Source organism: Chryseobacterium echinoideorum, from assembly GCF_007474535.1.
GTDB lineage: Bacteria > Bacteroidota > Bacteroidia > Flavobacteriales > Weeksellaceae > Chryseobacterium > Chryseobacterium echinoideorum.
This window is the reverse complement of record NZ_VKNW01000004.1, coordinates 226,401-245,382: the sequence shown is the minus strand read 5'-3', so window position 1 is coordinate 245,382 and position 18,982 is coordinate 226,401. Positions and strand designations below refer to the sequence as shown.

Genomic DNA, 18,982 nt, shown 5'->3' with positions numbered 1-18,982 from the left:
TTATGAGTTATGAATTATGAGCTATGAATTGGAAAACTATAACCCATCACTCATAACTTTTAACTATTTTACTTTCTCTACTTCAGCAAAAAGTTTTTCAGAGATTTCGTTGATGTCTCCGACACCGTTGATTTCTACATATTTTCCTTGTTGTTTGTACAACTCGGCTACTTCTGCTGTTTTTGTGTAGTATTCTTTTATTCTGTTTTCGATGATTTCTACATTGCTGTCGTCTGATCTTCCGCTGATTTCACCTCTTTTTAGAAGCCTTTCAACTAAAATTGAATCTTCAACAACTAAAGAAAGACAAACATCAATCTCATCATTCAGCTCTTCTTTTACAATTTTTTCCAAAGCTTCTGTCTGAACTGCTGTTCTCGGATAACCATCAAAAATAAATCCTGCTGCATCAGTAGGTTTTCTGATCTCATCAATCAGCATATCTGTAGTTACCTGATCCGGAACCAGCTCTCCTTTGTCGATGTAAGATTTTGCCAGTTTTCCAAGTTCAGTATCATTTTTCATATTGAATCTGAAAAGATCGCCTGTTGAAATCTGCTTCAGATTAAATTTCTCAATCAGATTTTGAGCTTGTGTGCCTTTTCCGCTTCCCGGAGGACCAAACAGAACAATGTTTATCATAATGTGGTTTCGCTGTTGGCAATTGGCTGTTGGCTTCTTGCTCTTAGCATTTTTAAATTAATAATTACTTTTTATTTAGATATAATTTTTAAAAGCTAATAGCCAAAAGCTAAAAGCTAATAGCAATTTAATGATTGATTTGTCCGTCTTGCAATTGATACAAATTCGGTAAGTTTCTACCCAACTCATCATAATCTAATCCGTAGCCTAGAACAAATTTGTTCGGAATTTCTTTTCCGATATAATCAAGCTTAAAATCTTTCTTATATACTTCAGGTTTTAATAAAAATGAAGCTAATTTTACTGACTTCGGACGCTGTGTTTCTTTAAAATATTTGAAAAGACTTTCAACCGTATTTCCTGTATCCACAATATCTTCTACCAGAATAATGTGGCGGTCTTTTACATCTTTGGTAAGTTCCATTTTCTGGTAAACAATACCGGTAGACTCTGTTCCTGCATAAGAACTCATCTGGATAAATGCAATCTCGCAAGGACCCGGATAATGTTTCAAAAGATCTGAAAAAAACATGATGACACCATTTAAAACTCCAATGAAAACAGGTGTTTCATCTTTGTAGTCTTCGTATATTTTTAAAGCGGTTGCTTTTACGATTTCCTGAATTTCGGCGTCCTTTAAATAGGGTACAAAAGTTTTGTCGTGTACTTGAATACTTTCCATAAAATTTTTCGTAGGCTGCAAAGTTACGTTTTTTTGATTAAAAAATAAGAGCGTTGAGTACTGCAGTTTTTATAGACTTACCTGTAAAGTGTTTGGCTAAGCTTAATTTTAATCAGTAAACAGCTTTAATTTAAAATGCCTGATCTAAAGATAAGCCTCAAATCAAAGATATTCTGAATAATGCGCTTTTATCTTAAGAATATGGCTTTTTTAATTATTGATAATAATTTGCATTTTTTGTAACAAACGATGTAAATATGAGACTTTTTAGATATAACTCAATTTACATGGAAAAAGTTTTATCAGTAAAGAATCTGACAAAAAAATTCAAAAGAGTAGTGGTAAACAATATTTCTTTCGATGTAGAAAGAGGGAATGTGTACGGGCTTCTCGGTCCCAATGGAAGTGGAAAATCTACAACATTCGGAATGCTGCTTTCCACTATTAATCCTACAAGTGGTGACTGGTTTTGGTTTGGCAAAAAAGGAACTGATCCGGAAACACTGAAAAAAATCGGGGCAATCATAGAACAGCCTAATTTTTATCCGTATCTGAGCGCAGAAACTAACTTGAAAATTGTTGCGGAAATCAAAGGAACTCCCGTATCAAGAATTGATGAAGTGCTGAATACCGTTAAGCTTTTAGAAAGAAAAAAAGACAAGTTTAAAACTTTTTCTCTGGGAATGAAGCAGCGTTTGGCAATAGCATCAGCTTTGCTGAATAATCCTGAAGTTCTGATTCTGGATGAGCCCACCAACGGACTGGATCCTGAAGGAATTATCCAGATCAGAGAAATTATCGCAAGTATTGCGAAGCAGGGAATTACGATTATTATTGCAAGTCATCTTTTGGACGAGATAGAAAAAATATGCAGCCATGTGATTGTTTTGAAAGAAGGAAATTCGATCTATTCCGGAAGAGTAGATGAAATGACCAGCAATCAGGGCTTTTTTGAATTAAAAGCAGATCAAAATACCGTCCTTTTGAGTGCCTTGGAAGAATTGAAATGGTTCAGCTCTGTTTCTGCTGAAGGGGATATCATTAAAGCTTATATCCGTGATGATGCTTCAATTTCGGCTTCTGCCCTCAATCAAAAACTTGCCGAAAAAGGTATTTACCTTTCTCATTTGGCAAAGAAAAAGAAATCTCTTGAAAATCAATTCCTTGAACTTGTAAAAAACAATAACTAATCATGATGAAATTATTAAAATTAGAATACTATAAAAACCTTAACTATACTCCGTTTAAGGTCTTTACAATCATATATTTTGCCATCCTGATTATCTTCCTTTTTATGGGTTTGGCAGATCTTGAATTATTTGGAAGTACCATTAACCTGAAAGAGCAGGGAATGTATAACTTTCCTGAAATCTGGAATTTCACGACTTGGACGGTGGCTTTGCTTAAAATTTTCCTTGGTTTTATCATCGTATTTTCTATTTGTCAGGAATTCAGCAACAGAATGTTTAAGCAAAACACAATAGACGGTTTGAGCAGAGAGGAGTTTATCGGCTCGAAGCTTCTCACTATTACTGTTTTTACGATTATTTCTACTGTTCTTGTTTTTGGGATTACGTTATTTTTAGGATTAAATTATTCTACAAAAACAGATTCAGCCTTAATCTATGAAGAAATGTATTTTATCGGAAGCTATTTTCTTAAGCTATTTACTTTCTTCTGCTTTCTGATGTTTCTGTCTATACTTTTGAGAAAATCAATGTTTGTATTCTTGGCGTTTTTTGTCTTGTGGGTTGGTGAAAGTATCATTGGCGGAATTGAAACCTTTATGAAAGTAAAAGGAACACAGGCGGCAGAACGAAATGAAATTCTTCAGAATGACTTTTTTATTAGTAAACTACTGCCTCTGGAAAGTATGTCAAGTTTAATTCCTAATCCGATGTTGAGACTAAATATGGCTAAAGCCTTAGGTTTGAAATACGAGTTTACCTATCCGATTGATAGTCTGATTGCCTGTTTGGTTTGGTGCGGCTTATTTATTTTGGGATCTTATCTGATTCTAAAGAAAAGAGACTGGTAAAATTTTTTAAATATTGTTCAAATAAAAAGTGATTCCTTACTGGAGTCACTTTTTTTCATTTAATCCTTTCAGCGAAATTATTAAAGCAAAAGCCCCGAAACCGAAATTCCGAGGCTTTATTAAATCATTTATTAATGATAATTTATTACCCAAGATATGGATATTTATGATCTTTTGGCGAAACAAAAGTTTCTTTAATTGATCTTACGGAAGTCCATCTCAGTAAATTCATTTTAGAACCTGCTTTGTCGTTTGTTCCGGATGCTCTTCCTCCGCCGAAAGGCTGTTGACCGACTACAGCACCGGTTGGTTTGTCGTTGATGTAAAAGTTTCCGGATGCATTTTCCAATGCTTTGAAAGCTTCATTCACAGCATATCTGTCCTGCGCAAAAACAGAACCGGTTAATGAATATGGAGAAGAAGAATCTACCAATTTGAGAGTTTCAGCCCATTTTTCGTCTTCATAAACGTAAACAGATAAAATTGGACCGAAGATTTCTTCTACCATACTTTCATACTGAGGATTTTTGGTTTCAATTACAGTTGGATGTACGAACCAGCCTTTAGAATCATCACATTTTCCACCGATGATTACTTCGGCTTCGGTGGAAGCATTGGCTCTGTCGATATATCCTTTACATTTTTCGAAAGAATTTTTATCAATTACGGCATTCACAAAGTTTGAAGGATCTTCAGGAGAACCTACTTTTATAGAAGAAATCTGAGTTTCCATTACTTTTTTCACATCAGCCCAAAGAGATTTCGGAATGTAAGCTCTGGAAGCTGCAGAACATTTTTGTCCCTGATATTCAAAAGCTCCTCTTACCAAAGCTGTTGCAACTGCTTCTACGTTTGAAGACGGATGAGCGATTACGAAATCTTTTCCGCCCGTTTCTCCTACGATTCTTGGATAGGTTCTGTAATTGTGAATATTGTCTCCGATCATTTTCCACATTCCCTGAAAAACTTTGGTAGATCCTGTAAAGTGAAGTCCTGCAAAATCTCTGTGTGCTAAAACTTTTTCCGCAGTTTCTTTTCCGTCTGTAAAAATCATGTTGATCACGCCTGCAGGAAGTCCTGCTTCAGTCAAAGCATCCATGATTACTTTTGCAGAATAGATCTGCTTGTCAGAAGGTTTCCAAACCACTACGTTTCCAAGCATTGCCATACAAGTTGGTAAATTCCCTGAAATCGCTGTAAAGTTGAACGGAGTTACCGCAAAGCAGAAACCTTCTAAAGGTCTGTATTCTACTCTGTTCCAGATTCCTGCATCAGAAATCGGCTGCTCAGAATACATTTCTGTCATAAATTCTACATTGAATCTCAGAAAATCTATGAATTCGCAAGCGGCATCAATTTCAGTCTGATGAACATTTTTAGACTGTCCGATCATGGTTGCTGCATTGATGACATCTCTGTATGGTCCGGCTAGAAGATCTGCTGCTTTCAGAAAAATCGCTGCACGATGTTCCCAGCCAAGTTCGTTCCATTGTTTTTTTGCAGCTAAAGCTGCATTGATGGCATCATCCACATGCTGCATAGTTCCTTTATGATAAAAACCGAAATCATGAGCATGATCCTGCGGAGACTGTAACTGAACTTTGTCTCCTGTGGTTACTTCTTTTCCATTAATAATCATTGGAATTTCAATCTTTTCAGACCACATTTTTTTGTAAGTAGCGAGAAGTGATTTTACTTCTGATGATCCCGGTTCGTAAGAAGTTACCGGCTCATTTACTGCAAATGGTACTTGCGAAATTGCTTTTGACATATCGTTGTATTGTTTGTTTTTGCTTTTTTACAAATTTACAACATTTTAAAATTTATTATGTTATAAAGTATGAATAGTCTATTATCTTTGATTATTGATTTCCGTTTATCAGTTCTGAATGATTTTTAGCTGCTCTCAAATCTGACAGCCATTTTTCACTATGCTTATTCTTTTCTAATTCTGAAACTCGGTCAATTAAATATTTTCGCAATTTTTCAACTGACCAGCTTTTTCTGGTTGATTGAAAAATAATTTCTCGCTTCCATACATTGGGAATGAATCGTAACCAGTGTCTCCATTTTCCTTGCAATTCATATTTTCCAACAGGAATAAAGATATTTCCGTCACAATCAATAAAATGTTGATTTCTATAAAATTGGTTAAATATTGATTCGTCATCAGAATATATAAATTCATCAAAAATAATATATTCAAGCAGATATCCTACATCCCATTTTTCAGCAGATATATTAATTATTGGAAAGTTCATCATAAAATGGTTACCACCCAAAAATACATCAAAAATTAATAATAGAGTAATAATGATTTTAGATATTAGAATTTTTCCTTACATCTTCTCTGTTTCCAAAATTTTCAGAACCAGTTTTTCTTCGTGGGTAAGGTCTGCTTTACCGTCATTTTCTTCAATAACTTCCAGTTCATCAAGGTATTTCTTGATGGTGTTATTTTCATAAAGATTAATAACCAAAGGATGTACATAGTATTTTCTGCACACAGTACTCGTATTTCCCAGATGTTCGGCCACAATTTCCAGAGCTTCTTTTACTTTTTTCTTGTACTCTTTATTATTTTCTGCGTAGCCGATTTCCTTGAAGGCAATAAGCGCATTTACAGTTCCCGACCATGTTCTGAAATCTTTTGCAGTAAAATCTTCTCCGCTGATTTCTTTAATGTATTCGTTGACCATTCCGGAGTCAATTGTATGTCTGTTTCCTTCTTTGTCAAGATACTGAAAAAGTTCTTTGCCGGGAATCTCTTTACATTTCATAATCAGCTTTGCAAGGCGTTTGCTTTTAAGACTTACATCATGCATTACTCCTTTTTTTCCCTTAAATGAAAATCTTATTTTCTGCCCTTCGATTTTAACATGTTTCCCCTTCAGAGTTGTAAGTCCGAAAGATCCGTACAGTTTTTCGTAGATGTTGTTTCCGATACGAATATTAGTACGCTGCATCAGACTTACGATTAGAGCTAAAATCTTTCTTTTTTCAAAATTTCTCAGAGCCAGATCTTTTTCAAGATGAAGACGTATTTCCGGCAAAGCATATCCAAACTGGAGCATACGGTAAAATTTAGTATGATTTCTCAAAGCACTCCACAACGGATGATAACGGTACTGCTTTCTTTTTCTGGCATCCAGACCAGTCGCCTGAAGATGACCGTTGTCTAAAGCACAGATCCATACGTTTTCCCATGCTGGAGGAATTACGAGTTTGTTGATTCTGGTAATCTCTTCCTTATTTTTGATTTTTTCTCCGTCTTTAAAATACTGAAATTTCTTTCCTCTTTTTTTTCGGATAATACCGGCAGTTTCTGCATCAGAGGTATAGATAAGGTTTACCGCCTTTGCAGAAGCCACCGGATCTTTCATAATTTTAATGATTTTTGAAGGCTTCAGATGAGAAATGATTTCTAATTCCGGCTGATTCATAAAAATATTGGTTAAGAGTTTCTACCCCTAGAAAATAGCCATAGTAATAATCCTATAACTCCGACAACCAGAATGATTCCCCACCACATTCCTGCTTTGAAAATAGTTTCTACTGCTTCACAACTTGTTAAAAGCATCAAACTCATTACGGTAATACTGAATAGTGTTAATTTTTTCATAGGTAAATATTTTATTGTTTTAATTTAGTCAGGTTGATTGGGTGTATGATAATCGTTATTTATTCCAGATAATAAAATTTTATTGATTTAATAATTTAAATTCTGTGGTAATCTCCTTTCCAATTTTTAATGGCTTTTTTTATTTCATCACCAGAAGTTTTTTCTATTAAAGCCTTGTTCAGGAGTTCCTTAAATTCATCATCGTAAGCAAAACGCAGTGCAGCAATCTGTCCGAAGCTTAGTTTTTCTTCTGCTTCATCTGATCTTATTCCATAAAGCTCAAAATATCTTTGCTTAAATTCTAGTCTTACCAGACGGTTTTGTAATCCTAAAGCATAATGCTGACGAACCATAATAGATAAGTACAGCAGCAGAAAAATAACAACTGAAAATAAAATCCATACAAGTTGGTTTTCATCATTTTTCAGAGCTTTGTAAATGCCGTAAACCTGTAACACCAGTAACAGCGGAAGATAAATAAAGTGATGTGGTAGATAAAATTTTCTGTGATTCTGATAATTTTGGGTGTTCATATATTGTATTGTTATTTTTTTATGGTTTAGTCAGTCATGTGATCTCTGTAAGTTTTATATCACAGCGAAATATAGAGGTGTAGTAGCAATAACCTTTCCAAATTTTTTTAATTTTATCTATACTTTAAAAGAAATAGAAAGACAGATGCTGGAAGTAATCTCATCTCTGAACGATGATGCGTTTTCTTAAAAAGAAATGTACCAAAAAAAAGAAAAACTTAATATGATGTTTTAATCAAAGGCCGCTTCCGTTATCAGCAACACATAAACTTTGTATATATTTTAACCTTTCCGTTTATCCGCAAATCTTAAAAATCCGTAACTTTCCGTTCTTAAATAATAAATAAATTAAAATGACTTCAAAAGATAAAGTAGCTGCGCTTCGTGAAGAAATGCAGAAAAATAATGTAGATGCATTTATTGTTTATTCGGCAGATCCTCACATGAGTGAATATTTACCTCAGGAATGGCAGGAAAGAGCATGGCTTTCAGGTTTTATGGGCTCGGCTGGTTTTGTGGTAATTACAAAAGATAGAGCAGGTTTGTGGACGGATGGAAGATACTTTACACAAGCTCCTGTAGAATTGGCAGGTTCGGGAATTGATCTTTTTAAAGATGGTATGGAAGGAACACCTCATTATATTGACTGGATTATTTCTGAAATTCCTGCTAACGGAAAAGTGGCGGTAAATGCTTTGGCTACTTCTCATGCTAATTGGGAAATGCTTCATTACAGATTTAACGAAAAAAATATTCAGCTAATAGATCTTCCGTTATTAAAGGAAGTCTGGAAAGACCGCGGAACTCCTTCGCAGAATCCTGTTTTTACACACCCTGTAGAAAGAGCAGGCAAATCTGTAACCGATAAAATTTCTGCCATCCGCCAGAAAATGGAAGAAATGGAAGCTACAGTTCATATCATTTCCAGTCTTGATGATGTAGCGTGGACTTTAAACTTGAGAGGAAGCGATGTAGAAAGCAATCCTGTATTCCTTGGTTATATTATCATTACTAAAAATGACGCTATCTTGTTTACAGGGCTTGAAAAAATGGAAGTGGAAGCCAGAAAGCAACTAGATGAATCTTTTGTGAAAATGATGCCTTACGAAGAATTTTATAAGCATTTAAAGACAATCAAAAACGAGAAGGTTTTAGTTTCACCCAACAGCAATCAGTCGATTTTTGAATCGCTGAAAATTGATAATGAATTTATAAAAGCTGCTCCTCCGGGAAATCTTATGAAGGCTCAAAAAAATGAAACTGAACTGGAAGGTTTCAGAAAAGTAATGGTGAGAGACGGAGTGGCGATGGTGAAATTTCTGTACTGGCTGACTCACAATGCCGGAAAAGAAGCGATGAATGAATATTCTATTGGCGAAAAGCTGCGGGAATTCCGTGCTGCAGGACAGAATTTTGTAGGCGAAAGTTTTAGCAGCATTATTGGATATAAAAATAACGGTGCTGTGATTCACTATTCTGCAAAACCGGAAGGAAGCAATGAGGTAACCAACGAAGCCAGTATTTTGGTAGATTCAGGAGGTCAATATCTGGAAGGAACGACGGATATAACAAGAACTTTGGCTTTAGGAACTGTTTCGGAAGAGTTTAAAATCAATTCTACATTGGTTTTACAGGGAATGATTCGTTTATCAATGGTGAAATTCCCAAAAGGAACAAAAGGGGTGCAGCTTGATGCCATTGCAAGACTTCCTTTGTGGATGAACGGAAAAGATTACAATCACGGTACCGGACACGGTGTTGGAAGTTTCATGAATGTACACGAAGGTCCGCAGAACATCAGAAAAGATATGAATCCTCAGGAACTTTTAACAGGAATGGTTTGTTCTAACGAGCCGGGATATTATGTAGAAGGCGAATACGGAATCCGTCATGAAAATCTGATTGCGGTAAAAGAAGCTGAAACAACAAGTAACGGAATTTTTTATGAGTTTGAAACTTTAACGATTTGCCCGTTCTTTAAAGATACTATTGTGAAAGAAATTCTTTCTGAAGAAGAGATCAACTGGCTGAATGCTTATCATAAAACCTGCGAAGAAAAACTTGCTCCGCATCTGGAAGGTGAAGTGAAAGAATGGTTTTTGGAATTAGTCAGTCCGATTTAATTGAGGTAAGTAGACATTATAATATGACATTGAGCTTGTGAAAGTGCTTTTAATGGAAATAGCTTGCTTTTTTTCAGCAAAAACCCTGATATTTTATTAAATTAAAGAATTTATTTTTGCAGAATTAAGCCCAATAAAAGTATAATTAATTTTTACAATCATCTTTTCGAAGGTGATTGTTTTGTTTTTGGGGATGAAGTTTAGCCCTGATTGAACGGCATGTCTGAGCTCTTTTTGCAGAAAGGATAAAGAAAGGGTGCAAAAAAGCGAGTAGTGAAAGCAGGTTCCCGGCTTCCTTAAAAAATGAACGCATTAAAGTAGCTGAGTTTACCTTTAGTACTTCTAACTTTTAATATTAAACATTTTACAGCTGAAATTTCCTTAATTTTGTAGCATGAATCAGGATACCATCTGCGCATTGGCAACAGCCAACGGAATAGGAGCAATCGGAATTATAAGAGTTTCGGGAAACCAGGCTTTTGAAATTGCCAATAAAGTTTTTCAGGGAAAAAATCTTGAGAAATCTGATTCCCACACTGTCCATTATGGTTTCATTATAGATGGGGAAGAGATGATTGATGAGATTATGATATCGGTTTTCCGAGCGCCAAAAACTTTTACCGCAGAAGATTCTGTAGAAATTTCCTTTCATGGTTCCCCTCACATTGCCAAAAAAATTCTTGAAGTTCTGATCAAAAATGGAGCAAGAATGGCAAAAGCAGGCGAATTTACCATGCGGGCCTTTATGAACGGCAGAATCGACCTTTCTCAGGCAGAATCCATTGCTGATTTGATTGCTTCTGAAAATGAAGCTTCCCGAAAAGTTGCCTTAAATCAGTTAAAGGGTGGAATTACCAATGAAATATCTGTTTTGCGTGGAGATTTGCTCAATTTTACTTCTCTTATAGAGTTAGAACTTGATTTTGCGGAAGAAGATGTTGAATTTGCAGACCGTACTGCCCTGAAAACACTGCTGAAAAAAACCGAAGAAAAATTACGTTCATTAATCGACAGTTTCCAATACGGAAATGCCATTAAGAATGGAGTAGATGTAGCCATCATCGGTAAACCGAATGCCGGAAAATCTACGCTTCTGAATGCTTTACTGAAAGAAGAACGTGCCATCGTTTCTGATATTGCAGGAACAACAAGGGATACTATTGAGGAAGTTTTGCACATCAAAGGCACAGCTTTTCGTTTTATAGATACGGCAGGAATTCGTGAAACGACTGATCTGATTGAAGAAATCGGCGTGAAAAAAGCCAAAGAAAAAATAGAGACTGCAAAAATCCTTCTGTATCTGTATGATGAGACAGATTCCACACCTCAGGAAGTGATTAATTTTATAAAGGAATTTTATCGTAAGGATCTGAAAATCATTCTTCTTCATAATAAAATTGATCTTCAGAATGGTTATTTTGAGAATGAATTTGACAGAGAGCTAAGTTCTGCTCTTTTCCCTGATTATACGACCCAGATCATAGGTATTTCAGCCAAAAAACAAACCGGAATTGAGGCTTTGAAATCAGAACTTTCAGATTATATTCAGAATCTGGAAACTCAGGAAAATACGATCATCACTAATCAACGTCATTATGAAGCCCTGCAAAAATCTCTGGAATCCGTAAAAAAAGTGGAAGATGCCATCTCCGGAAACATCTCTACAGAATTATTAGCATACGAACTTCGCTACGCTTTGGAATACCTCGGCGAAATTTCAGGAGAGTTTACGAATGATGAGGTTTTGGGAAATATTTTTTCTAAGTTTTGTATCGGCAAATAATTTACGTTTCTTTTGATTTCTTTTGTAATCTTATGTTTGATTATCAGATAATTAAATAATTTATTTTTTCTGATGTTAACCTTTTTTTTCTATATTTGTACCAGCGTAGTACTACATCATATCAAAACGTAGTACATTCGTACTACATTATGAAAATCTCACTATATAAAAGAAATATACAAGGTGGTAAAGTTAGTTTGTTTGTGGAATACTATAAAGGTTCAGAAACTTCTGCGGACGGAAAAAGAAGACATATAAGGGATTTCGAAAATCTTAAGATTTATATTTACAAGAGCCCCAAAACTGCAGAAGAAAAAAGGCATAACAAAGAAACCCTCGCATTGGCAGAAAGCATTCTAGCAATTAGACAATCGGAATATGTGCAAGGTAGATTTGATATTAAGAATAAATCTAAATCTAAAAGAACATTTTTAAATTACTTTGGTGAAATGACTGAAGAGAAAATGAAAGCAGACAGTTCCAATAATTATGGAAACTGGTTTTCTGCTTTTCAACATCTAAAAAAGTTTATTTCTCCTAATCTAACTTTTGACGATATAGATGAAGATTTTGTAAAGCGTGTCAAAAACTATTTTGAAAATGAAGCGAAAACTAAAAGCAATTTGGATCTCTCACAAAATTCAAAATATTCCTATTTTAATAAAGTAAAAGCAGCTCTCAGAAGTGCTTTTGATGAAGGGTATATTTCCATTAATTACGGAAGCAAAGTAAAATCGTTTGATCAAGCAGAAAGTCAGCGAGAATACTTAACTTTTAATGAAGTAGAAAGCCTTGCAAAAGCATATTGCAAATATGATGTGTTAAAAAGGGCATTTTTATTTTCATGCTTAAGTGGATTACGATGGAGTGATATCAATACATTAACTTGGTCTGAAGTGAGAGATGAAGAAGACGGTTTTAAAGTTAATTTTAGACAGGAAAAAACGGACGGTGTTGAGTATTTATATATTTCAGAACAAGCAAGAGAATTACTCGGTAAACGTGGAGAACCAAAAGAAAGAGTTTTTATTGGATTGAAGTATGGAGCAGTATTTAACCACGAAATTGTAAGATGGAGCGTTCGTGCAGGTTTAACCAAACATATCACTTTTCACAGTGCTCGTCATACCAATGCGGTTCTATTGCTTGAAAATGGAGCGGATATTTACACCGTTTCAAAACGGTTAGGACATAGAGAAATCAGGACTACTGCAATTTATGCTAAGATTGTAGATAAGAAAAATAAAGAAGCTGCGGAACTCATTCCAAAATTGAAACTTGAAATATAGTGTAGTTTTTTTCTGTCATTTCAATCAAAATATTGAATTTATCTGAATCCATTTGCTTCGTTTTGTACTATTTTGGTCTTCATCATCTAAACTAATCTAAATTATTCTTATTTAGACTTTTCACATTCCAAACTCATCTAATTTAATCTTTTTTAGCCCACAACCCATTGATTGTATTGTAATTATAGTTTTCTATATAGACCTTTGCTTCATAAAATTAAACAAAATGTAAGCAATGGAAAACGAAATTATTTTACAAAAACTCAGTCGGATAGAAAAGCACATTTTCGGTTTAAAACCAATTCTTAATGTCGAGGAATTGTCAGATTATACTGGATTCAAAAAATCGTATATCTATAAACTCGTACACGGCAATCTTATCCCATTTTCAAAACCGAACGGTAAAGTTCTATTTTTTGAACGCCAAAGGATAGACGAATGGTTATTGTCTAATAGCGAAAAATCCACTGATGAAATCCAAGCTGAAGCAATAGAATTTGCTTTCAAAAAGAAAAAAGCATAACCCGCCAGTTATGCTCTCAATTTTTGTTTCACCTTGAAACTGATGCAAATATACTAAAATATTTGCTCGGTTTTGGTATATCCTAAACTTTATGGAGACCGAAAAAAAGTTGTATCAAGTGGATACAGCTACCAATACGATATTCGATCGTATCAGAAAATACCTTGCAAAGAAATACCAACTCCGCTTCAACGAAATTGCTCATGAATTCGAGATAAAAACAGAGAATGGCGATTGGACGGAATTGAATTTAAACTCTCTGTACATCGAACTCACTCAGGCAGGAATCAATATCGCTTTCAACAAACTTGAAATATTGATGCGAAGCCATTTGATTTCGATTTTCAATCCATTCGAGAACTATTTTCAGAACCTTGAAAAATGGGACGGTGAAAACCACATCCAACGATTGATAAGCTTTGTCAAGACTACGGACACGGAACCCTTCCAAATCCATTTTGAAAAATGGTTGACAAGATCTGTCTTTTGTGCATTGAAAAGAGGCTACATCAACAAACAATGTTTCGTGTTCTACAATACGAAGCAAAACAGTGGAAAGACAAGTTTTTTGAGATTCCTGATTCCGCCAAGTTTGGAGAAATACTACACCGAAGATATTGGTGTGGACAAGGACGGACTCATTGCGCTTTGCAAAAACTTCATCATCAATATCGATGAACTTTCGGTGATGTCCAAAACGGATGTCAATATTTTGAAGGCGTTTATTTCTAAGAATACCGTGAATGCAAGATTGCCTTATGACAGAAAATCGTCGTTGATGTTTAGAACTTCGTCATTCTGTGGTTCGACCAATCGTTCCGATTTCTTGACTGATGAAACAGGAAGCGTTCGATGGATCATTTTTGAGGTATTGGAAATTGATTTTGGCTATTCCAAAGAAATCAACATCAATCAAATATGGGCTCAAGCATACTATAATGCTTTTGAAAGGAAAAATTACAATCCTGAACTCACTGCAGAAGACCTTATTGAGAATGAAAAACGAAACGAGAAATTCAAACAGGTCAGTTTGGAACAGGAAATCCTCATCTCCCATTTTGAAAAATCAGAAAACAAAAACGATTTCCTCACCGCAACCGAAATTATGCTTGCAATGAGCAATGCTTTAGGAGTTCGGATGAACAATGTAAAAATCGGGAAAGCATTGACCGCCTTAAATTTTGAAAGAATAAAGCATTCCAAAAAGCAGGTTTATGGCTACTTGATCAAACGCAAAATTGAGGATGAAAAAAATGAATGAAAAAATAATTAAAAATCCACTTACCTAATTACCTGCTTACCTAAAATTCTTTAAAACCATTATGAATAAACACTTTTATAAGAGGTAAGAATAGATGTTTAGACTTACCTAAAGTTACCTTTTAATAGAATTTAGAAATAAAAAAATATTAAAAAATACAGGTAGAAAGGTAAGTCAAGGTAAGTCAATCAAATCACTCTCAACACTTTCTGCTAAAGGCTTAGGTAAGAAGGTAGGTAAAAACACCAAAAAACTTTATAAAACAAAACACAAAAATCCCAACATTATGAATTGCAAACAAGCCAACGAAAATATCAGTATCAGGGAAATCTTGGAGAGCTTTTCTCTTTTCCCGAGCAAAGACAACCGAAGAACCGCTTTTTATCTTGCATTTGACCGTGAAGAAAAAACGCCAAGTCTTTCGGTGAATTTTGAAAAGAACACCGCATTTGATTTTGGAACAGGAGCGAAATACGATAATGTTTCCCTAGTTCAAGGCATCAAAAAATGTTCAGTTTCCGAAGCGTTGGAATATCTGAAGAGATTTGATTATTCAATTCCAACAATGAAGAAAATCGAAAATGAAGATTTTAAACCAAAATTAGGATATCAGATTTTGGAAATGAAAGAAGTGGAACATCCAAGTTTGATTGAATATTTAAAAACAAGAAAACTTGCTTCCCTGAAATCCGAACTCAAAGAAATCCATTACGAACTGAACGGAAGGAATTATTTCGGTTTGGGATTCAAAAACGATTCGGATGGATATGAAATTAGAAATCCATACATCAAACTTTGTCTTGGTAAAAAAGACCTCACTTCGATAAATAATCAATCCAATATGTTAAGAATTTTTGAAGGATTTGCAGATTATCTTTCATTCAAAATTTTGGAAAAATCACTCGAAAAAGAACCTTCGGATTACATCATATTGAATTCCGTTACGATGATTTCAAAGGTCAAAAATCAACTCGAATATTATCAAAATATTGAACTCTTTTTGGACAATGACAGGACAGGAGATTCTGTTACCGAAATCCTCAAAAAACAAAATTCCAAGGTTTCTGACGAACGGATTTTATTCAAAAATCACAAGGACTTAAATGAGTTTTTAATCAATGGGAACTTGCGCAAAAGAGATACAGGTGGCATGCTCAAAATAGATACAGGTATAGAGGAAACAGACCTGCGTAAAATAGATACAGGTGTCGAAAGTGAAGAGGTCGGTAAAATAACTACGCGCAAAATCGGCAGATAGTTAGTGCAAAAAGTACCCAATGTTTACAATAAGCGTGTCCGATCATCGTAAAATTGGAACATTTTGGTTTTCTCCTATCGTCGAAAACTATAAAACAGAACGCTGATTTAGGAAAAAAAATCAGACAAAATTTCAGTTGAAATTCAGGGGAATTTTCAATCAAAATTCAAAGAGAATCTCAATAAATAATCAGACAAAATTCAAAAAATATTAACAGCAAAAAATAGAAATTTTTGCTTCAGAAAAGAAAAAAATATCAAATGGAAAATGATCAAATAAAACAATTTGTACAGCAAATTTCAAGAGAACAAGAAAAGAAAATTGCACAGGAAAAACGAAGAAATTACTTCAAAGAAATTGGCAGAAAAGGTGGGTTGAAAAAGAAGACTTCCAACCAATTCACCAAAGTGGTTTCGACGAGATTGACCCAAAAAGAGTTTGATGAAGCCATACAAGAAGCGAAGCGATACAATCTCAAATTTTCAAAATATACTCGACTAAAAATTACAAATGGCGAACTAAGGATAAAAGAGTTTGTGGATGACAAAACTTTGCTCGAATATGGAAATAACTTCATCAGAATAAAAAATATGTTTCGGCGCAGTGAGTTTTCACAATTGGATCACACCAAAGTGATTCTAAGAGAAGTTGAAATTGTTACGAAACTGATTTACGATTATCTCTACAATAAAATGAACGCAAGAACGGAAGCGGAATTTCAAGAAGATGAATAACAGTGCAACCACAAGACGAATTTCCAAAATCGCTGTGGAATACAACGGAAACGACAAAGGAACTGCGGAGATGGTTTACGGCAATAATCTTTTGAGCGAGGATCCCGAAATACAATTCAAGGAAATGAAAGCAGTCGCCAACAGAAATAAAAATGTAAAAAATTGGGCATTAACAGGATATATCTCTCCGGAGAAATCTATTGGCGATAAGCTGACAAATGAAGAACTGACTGATTTAGCCTTGAGAGCATTAAAAAAAGTCGGAGTTACGGATGATAATCAAATTCGTTTGGATATTCATTCTTCCACGAAGCAAAAGCACATTCACTTCATTGTAAACCGAGTGAACACTTTTGGCGAGAACACGATTACCGCACACAAAATCGGAGAAAACTTTGGTAAAGCAGTCCGAGAAGTTTGTCAGAAACTGAATCTGAAAACAGATATCGAGATTGGAAAAGAGAAGAAACAGATGATGTATTATGCTTTGACAAACTCTTTGAAATACGCTAAAAACTTCGATGATCTTGTAATGAAAATGCATCTAAAAGGTTATCGAGTAACTCTTTCACAAAATGTGAAAGACGGAATTTCGGGAATGCGGATTGTGCGATATGAAGACATCAACTACCAAACCGAACGACAATACAAACCCGGCTATAAACTTTCAGAAATTACCAACAAACTGAAAATTGCAGATATCAAGACAACTTTGAATTCCAACTTCGAGAGGGCTGAACATATTCAAACCTTGCTTGAGCAAATGCGAGAAAATGAAGAAACGGAAATTTCAAGAACCAATATCTCCAAAGAGATTGGAAAAACGGTTGATGAGTTTTTAAAACCAACGTACACCGCTCCCGACGATGAATTATTAAAACGAAAAAAACGAAAATTTAGATAAAATGGAACATCAAAACACAGCACCAAACGAACCACAAATCGATATTTATGAACTGCTGAAAAAGGTGGTTGAAACAAATGAAGAAAGCATTAAATCTGCTAATCAAGCAGAGACAATTCATTTAGAAGCACGTAATTTTTATCAATCTGCACAGAATGCGATTATTGGTTCAACCAATATGATGCAGAAAGCGATTCAGTTTGTTAGAACAGAACTTGATTCTATTTGGGATTACAAAACATCAATTCCTGAAAGCATTCCTGCGCATCTGTCGGAAACCACGGTCAACTTTTTTGAAAGAATTGAAAAACACATCAAATTTATTTTTCCAGGAAGCATCGGTATTTTGTCCTTGGCGGGAATTATTACATTTGGTTCTGGACATATTGCATTCAAATGGTACTCCGAAAGCATCCGAGCCAAAAGTGAAATTCGGCAGGAAATTTTGGATGAAATCAAGAAAGATGGAAAAGTTATTTTCGAAATCAGAGACTATGACCAATTGAAGTACAATACAGATTTAATGAACAAATGGATGAAGAAGAATCCAAAAGATGGTGAGAAATTTATGAAATTTAAGGAGGGGTTTGAGAGTAAATAACTTCGCCAAAGTTTTATTATCTTTACAAAACATTGACGCACTGCTAAGCTTGGCAACGAGTATTGAATGAGAACAAAAGTTCTCATTCTTTTTTTGCTTTAATTTAAGTATTAGAATTCCCCATAATCATTTTGTTTTCTTTAAGTAGTGCTGAAAGTATTGAACAAGGAGATATACTTTACAACTATTTAAAAAGTATCGACAAAATGCCAAGTTTGGATTATACAAACTATTCTGAGCAAATAGATATTGCAGGTATGAAAATTACTTTTCTATCTCCTACGATTGGCAAACTTAAAAACTTAAGAGATAAATATAATATTGTCACTTCAAAACCTTTTGAATTAATAGAAGATGAATCAATAAGTGAAGCTGTAGGGGTAGTTAAAAATGATTATCAGACAAAAATAATTGATTTTGATATAGATAAATGGAAAGAAGACGTAAATATTGAAAATGGTAGTAGTATTTCATTTATAACAGAAATGGGAGGAAAAAAAGTTTTATGGCTTGCAGATTCCCATCCATCAGATGTAGTGAAGTCTCTTCTTAACTTTGGATATTCGTCTGAAAATAAACTCAAATGTGAATTAGTAAAAGTAACTCATCACGGCAGTAAGGGAAATAATAGTAATGCATTGTATGAATTAATTGATTGTGATAATTACATATTCAGCGCAAATGGAGAGAATAAATCTAAACTTCCAACAAAGGAATCTATAGCACGGATATTGAGAAGCAAAAATAGAAGTATTACAAGAAAATACAAATTGTACTTTAATTATGACAATGATACATTACGAAGTATTTTTACTTCAGAAGATAATACCATATTTGACCTTCTAAATTTTAAAGTGTTTTTTTGTAATGACCCCGAATGAAATTTAATATTTATTAATAAAATAATATTAAAAATTTTAATGACTTATTCTCAGTTACCACAGTCATTGAACCTAGACACAAAAAACAACAAACAAATATGGGTGTAA

At 34.4% G+C, this 18,982-nt stretch carries 19 protein-coding genes; 12 read left to right on the top strand and 7 right to left on the bottom strand.

All coding sequences use genetic code 11. The annotated features are described in order from the left end of the window. Nucleotides 1–63: 63 nt before the first annotated feature. Nucleotides 64–642, bottom strand: a complete 579-nt coding sequence (locus FOL89_RS07155; protein WP_144282133.1) for an adenylate kinase — start codon at nt 640–642, stop codon at nt 64–66. 127 nt (nt 643–769) lie between these two features. Next, complete coding sequence (gene hpt / locus FOL89_RS07150) at nt 770–1,324, bottom strand: hypoxanthine phosphoribosyltransferase (RefSeq protein WP_089742235.1); 555 nt, start codon at nt 1,322–1,324, stop codon at nt 770–772. Nucleotides 1,325–1,611: 287 nt separating this feature from the next. On the opposite strand from hpt, the gene FOL89_RS07145 reads away from it, so the two are divergent. Further along, nucleotides 1,612–2,514: an ABC transporter ATP-binding protein gene (locus tag FOL89_RS07145; protein ID WP_144282207.1), complete on the top strand. Its 903-nt coding sequence runs from the start codon at nt 1,612–1,614 to the stop codon at nt 2,512–2,514. A gap of 2 nt (nt 2,515–2,516) precedes the next feature. Further along, entirely contained in the window at nt 2,517–3,362 is an 846-nt protein-coding gene (locus FOL89_RS07140) for an ABC transporter permease (protein WP_144282132.1), read from the top strand. A 145-nt stretch (nt 3,363–3,507) separates the two neighbouring features. On the opposite strand, the gene pruA is transcribed toward FOL89_RS07140, so the two are convergent. The 5 genes from pruA to FOL89_RS07115 all read right to left on the bottom strand — a co-directional run bounded on the left by pruA (nt 3,508) and on the right by FOL89_RS07115 (nt 7,517). Continuing rightward, the gene (gene pruA / locus FOL89_RS07135) at nt 3,508–5,133 is read right to left on the bottom strand and encodes an L-glutamate gamma-semialdehyde dehydrogenase (protein WP_144282131.1); all 1,626 of its coding nucleotides are present in this window, start codon (nt 5,131–5,133) and stop codon (nt 3,508–3,510) included. Between the two features lie 91 nt (nt 5,134–5,224). Further along, entirely contained in the window at nt 5,225–5,623 is a 399-nt protein-coding gene (locus tag FOL89_RS07130) for a hypothetical protein (protein WP_144282130.1), read from the bottom strand. Between the two features lie 78 nt (nt 5,624–5,701). After that, entirely contained in the window at nt 5,702–6,805 is a 1,104-nt protein-coding gene (locus tag FOL89_RS07125; RefSeq protein ID WP_144282129.1) for a DNA topoisomerase IB, read from the bottom strand. 11 nt (nt 6,806–6,816) lie between these two features. After that, a complete protein-coding gene (locus FOL89_RS07120) occupies nt 6,817–6,984 on the bottom strand; it encodes a phosphatidate cytidylyltransferase (protein ID WP_144282128.1) in 168 nt (55 codons plus the stop codon). Between the two features lie 95 nt (nt 6,985–7,079). Then, nucleotides 7,080–7,517: a DUF6526 family protein gene (locus FOL89_RS07115; RefSeq protein WP_144282127.1), complete on the bottom strand. Its 438-nt coding sequence runs from the start codon at nt 7,515–7,517 to the stop codon at nt 7,080–7,082. Nucleotides 7,518–7,870: 353 nt separating this feature from the next. Here FOL89_RS07115 and FOL89_RS07110 point away from each other — a divergent pair, with 353 nt between their 5' ends. From FOL89_RS07110 to FOL89_RS07065, 10 genes are all read left to right on the top strand, one after another. Next, nucleotides 7,871–9,640: an aminopeptidase P family protein gene (locus FOL89_RS07110; protein WP_144282126.1), complete on the top strand. Its 1,770-nt coding sequence runs from the start codon at nt 7,871–7,873 to the stop codon at nt 9,638–9,640. A 394-nt stretch (nt 9,641–10,034) separates the two neighbouring features. Further along, on the top strand, nt 10,035–11,423 hold the full coding sequence (gene mnmE / locus FOL89_RS07105; protein WP_144282125.1) for a tRNA uridine-5-carboxymethylaminomethyl(34) synthesis GTPase MnmE: 1,389 nt from the start codon (nt 10,035–10,037) through the stop codon (nt 11,421–11,423). Between the two features lie 149 nt (nt 11,424–11,572). Then, complete coding sequence (locus FOL89_RS07100; protein WP_144282124.1) at nt 11,573–12,712, top strand: tyrosine-type recombinase/integrase; 1,140 nt, start codon at nt 11,573–11,575, stop codon at nt 12,710–12,712. A gap of 235 nt (nt 12,713–12,947) precedes the next feature. Next, on the top strand, nt 12,948–13,235 hold the full coding sequence (locus FOL89_RS07095; RefSeq protein WP_144282123.1) for a helix-turn-helix transcriptional regulator: 288 nt from the start codon (nt 12,948–12,950) through the stop codon (nt 13,233–13,235). A gap of 91 nt (nt 13,236–13,326) precedes the next feature. Next, on the top strand, nt 13,327–14,496 hold the full coding sequence (locus tag FOL89_RS07090) for a VapE domain-containing protein (RefSeq protein ID WP_144282122.1): 1,170 nt from the start codon (nt 13,327–13,329) through the stop codon (nt 14,494–14,496). 286 nt (nt 14,497–14,782) lie between these two features. Continuing rightward, on the top strand, nt 14,783–15,754 hold the full coding sequence (locus FOL89_RS07085) for a toprim domain-containing protein (RefSeq protein ID WP_144282121.1): 972 nt from the start codon (nt 14,783–14,785) through the stop codon (nt 15,752–15,754). Nucleotides 15,755–16,014: 260 nt separating this feature from the next. Continuing rightward, nucleotides 16,015–16,488 carry a plasmid mobilization protein gene (locus tag FOL89_RS07080; protein WP_144282120.1) on the top strand — a complete coding sequence of 158 codons (474 nt, stop codon included), beginning with the start codon at nt 16,015–16,017 and terminating at the stop codon, nt 16,486–16,488. After that, entirely contained in the window at nt 16,481–17,392 is a 912-nt protein-coding gene (locus FOL89_RS07075; protein WP_144282119.1) for a relaxase/mobilization nuclease domain-containing protein, read from the top strand. The genes FOL89_RS07080 and FOL89_RS07075 overlap by 8 nt, the downstream gene beginning before the upstream one ends. A 1-nt stretch (nt 17,393) precedes the next feature. Then, a complete protein-coding gene (locus tag FOL89_RS07070) occupies nt 17,394–17,993 on the top strand; it encodes a hypothetical protein (protein ID WP_144282118.1) in 600 nt (199 codons plus the stop codon). 206 nt (nt 17,994–18,199) lie between these two features. Next, nucleotides 18,200–18,874, top strand: coding sequence for a ComEC/Rec2 family competence protein (locus FOL89_RS07065; protein WP_144282117.1), 675 nt, complete (start codon nt 18,200–18,202; stop codon nt 18,872–18,874). Nucleotides 18,875–18,982 lie beyond the last annotated feature (108 nt).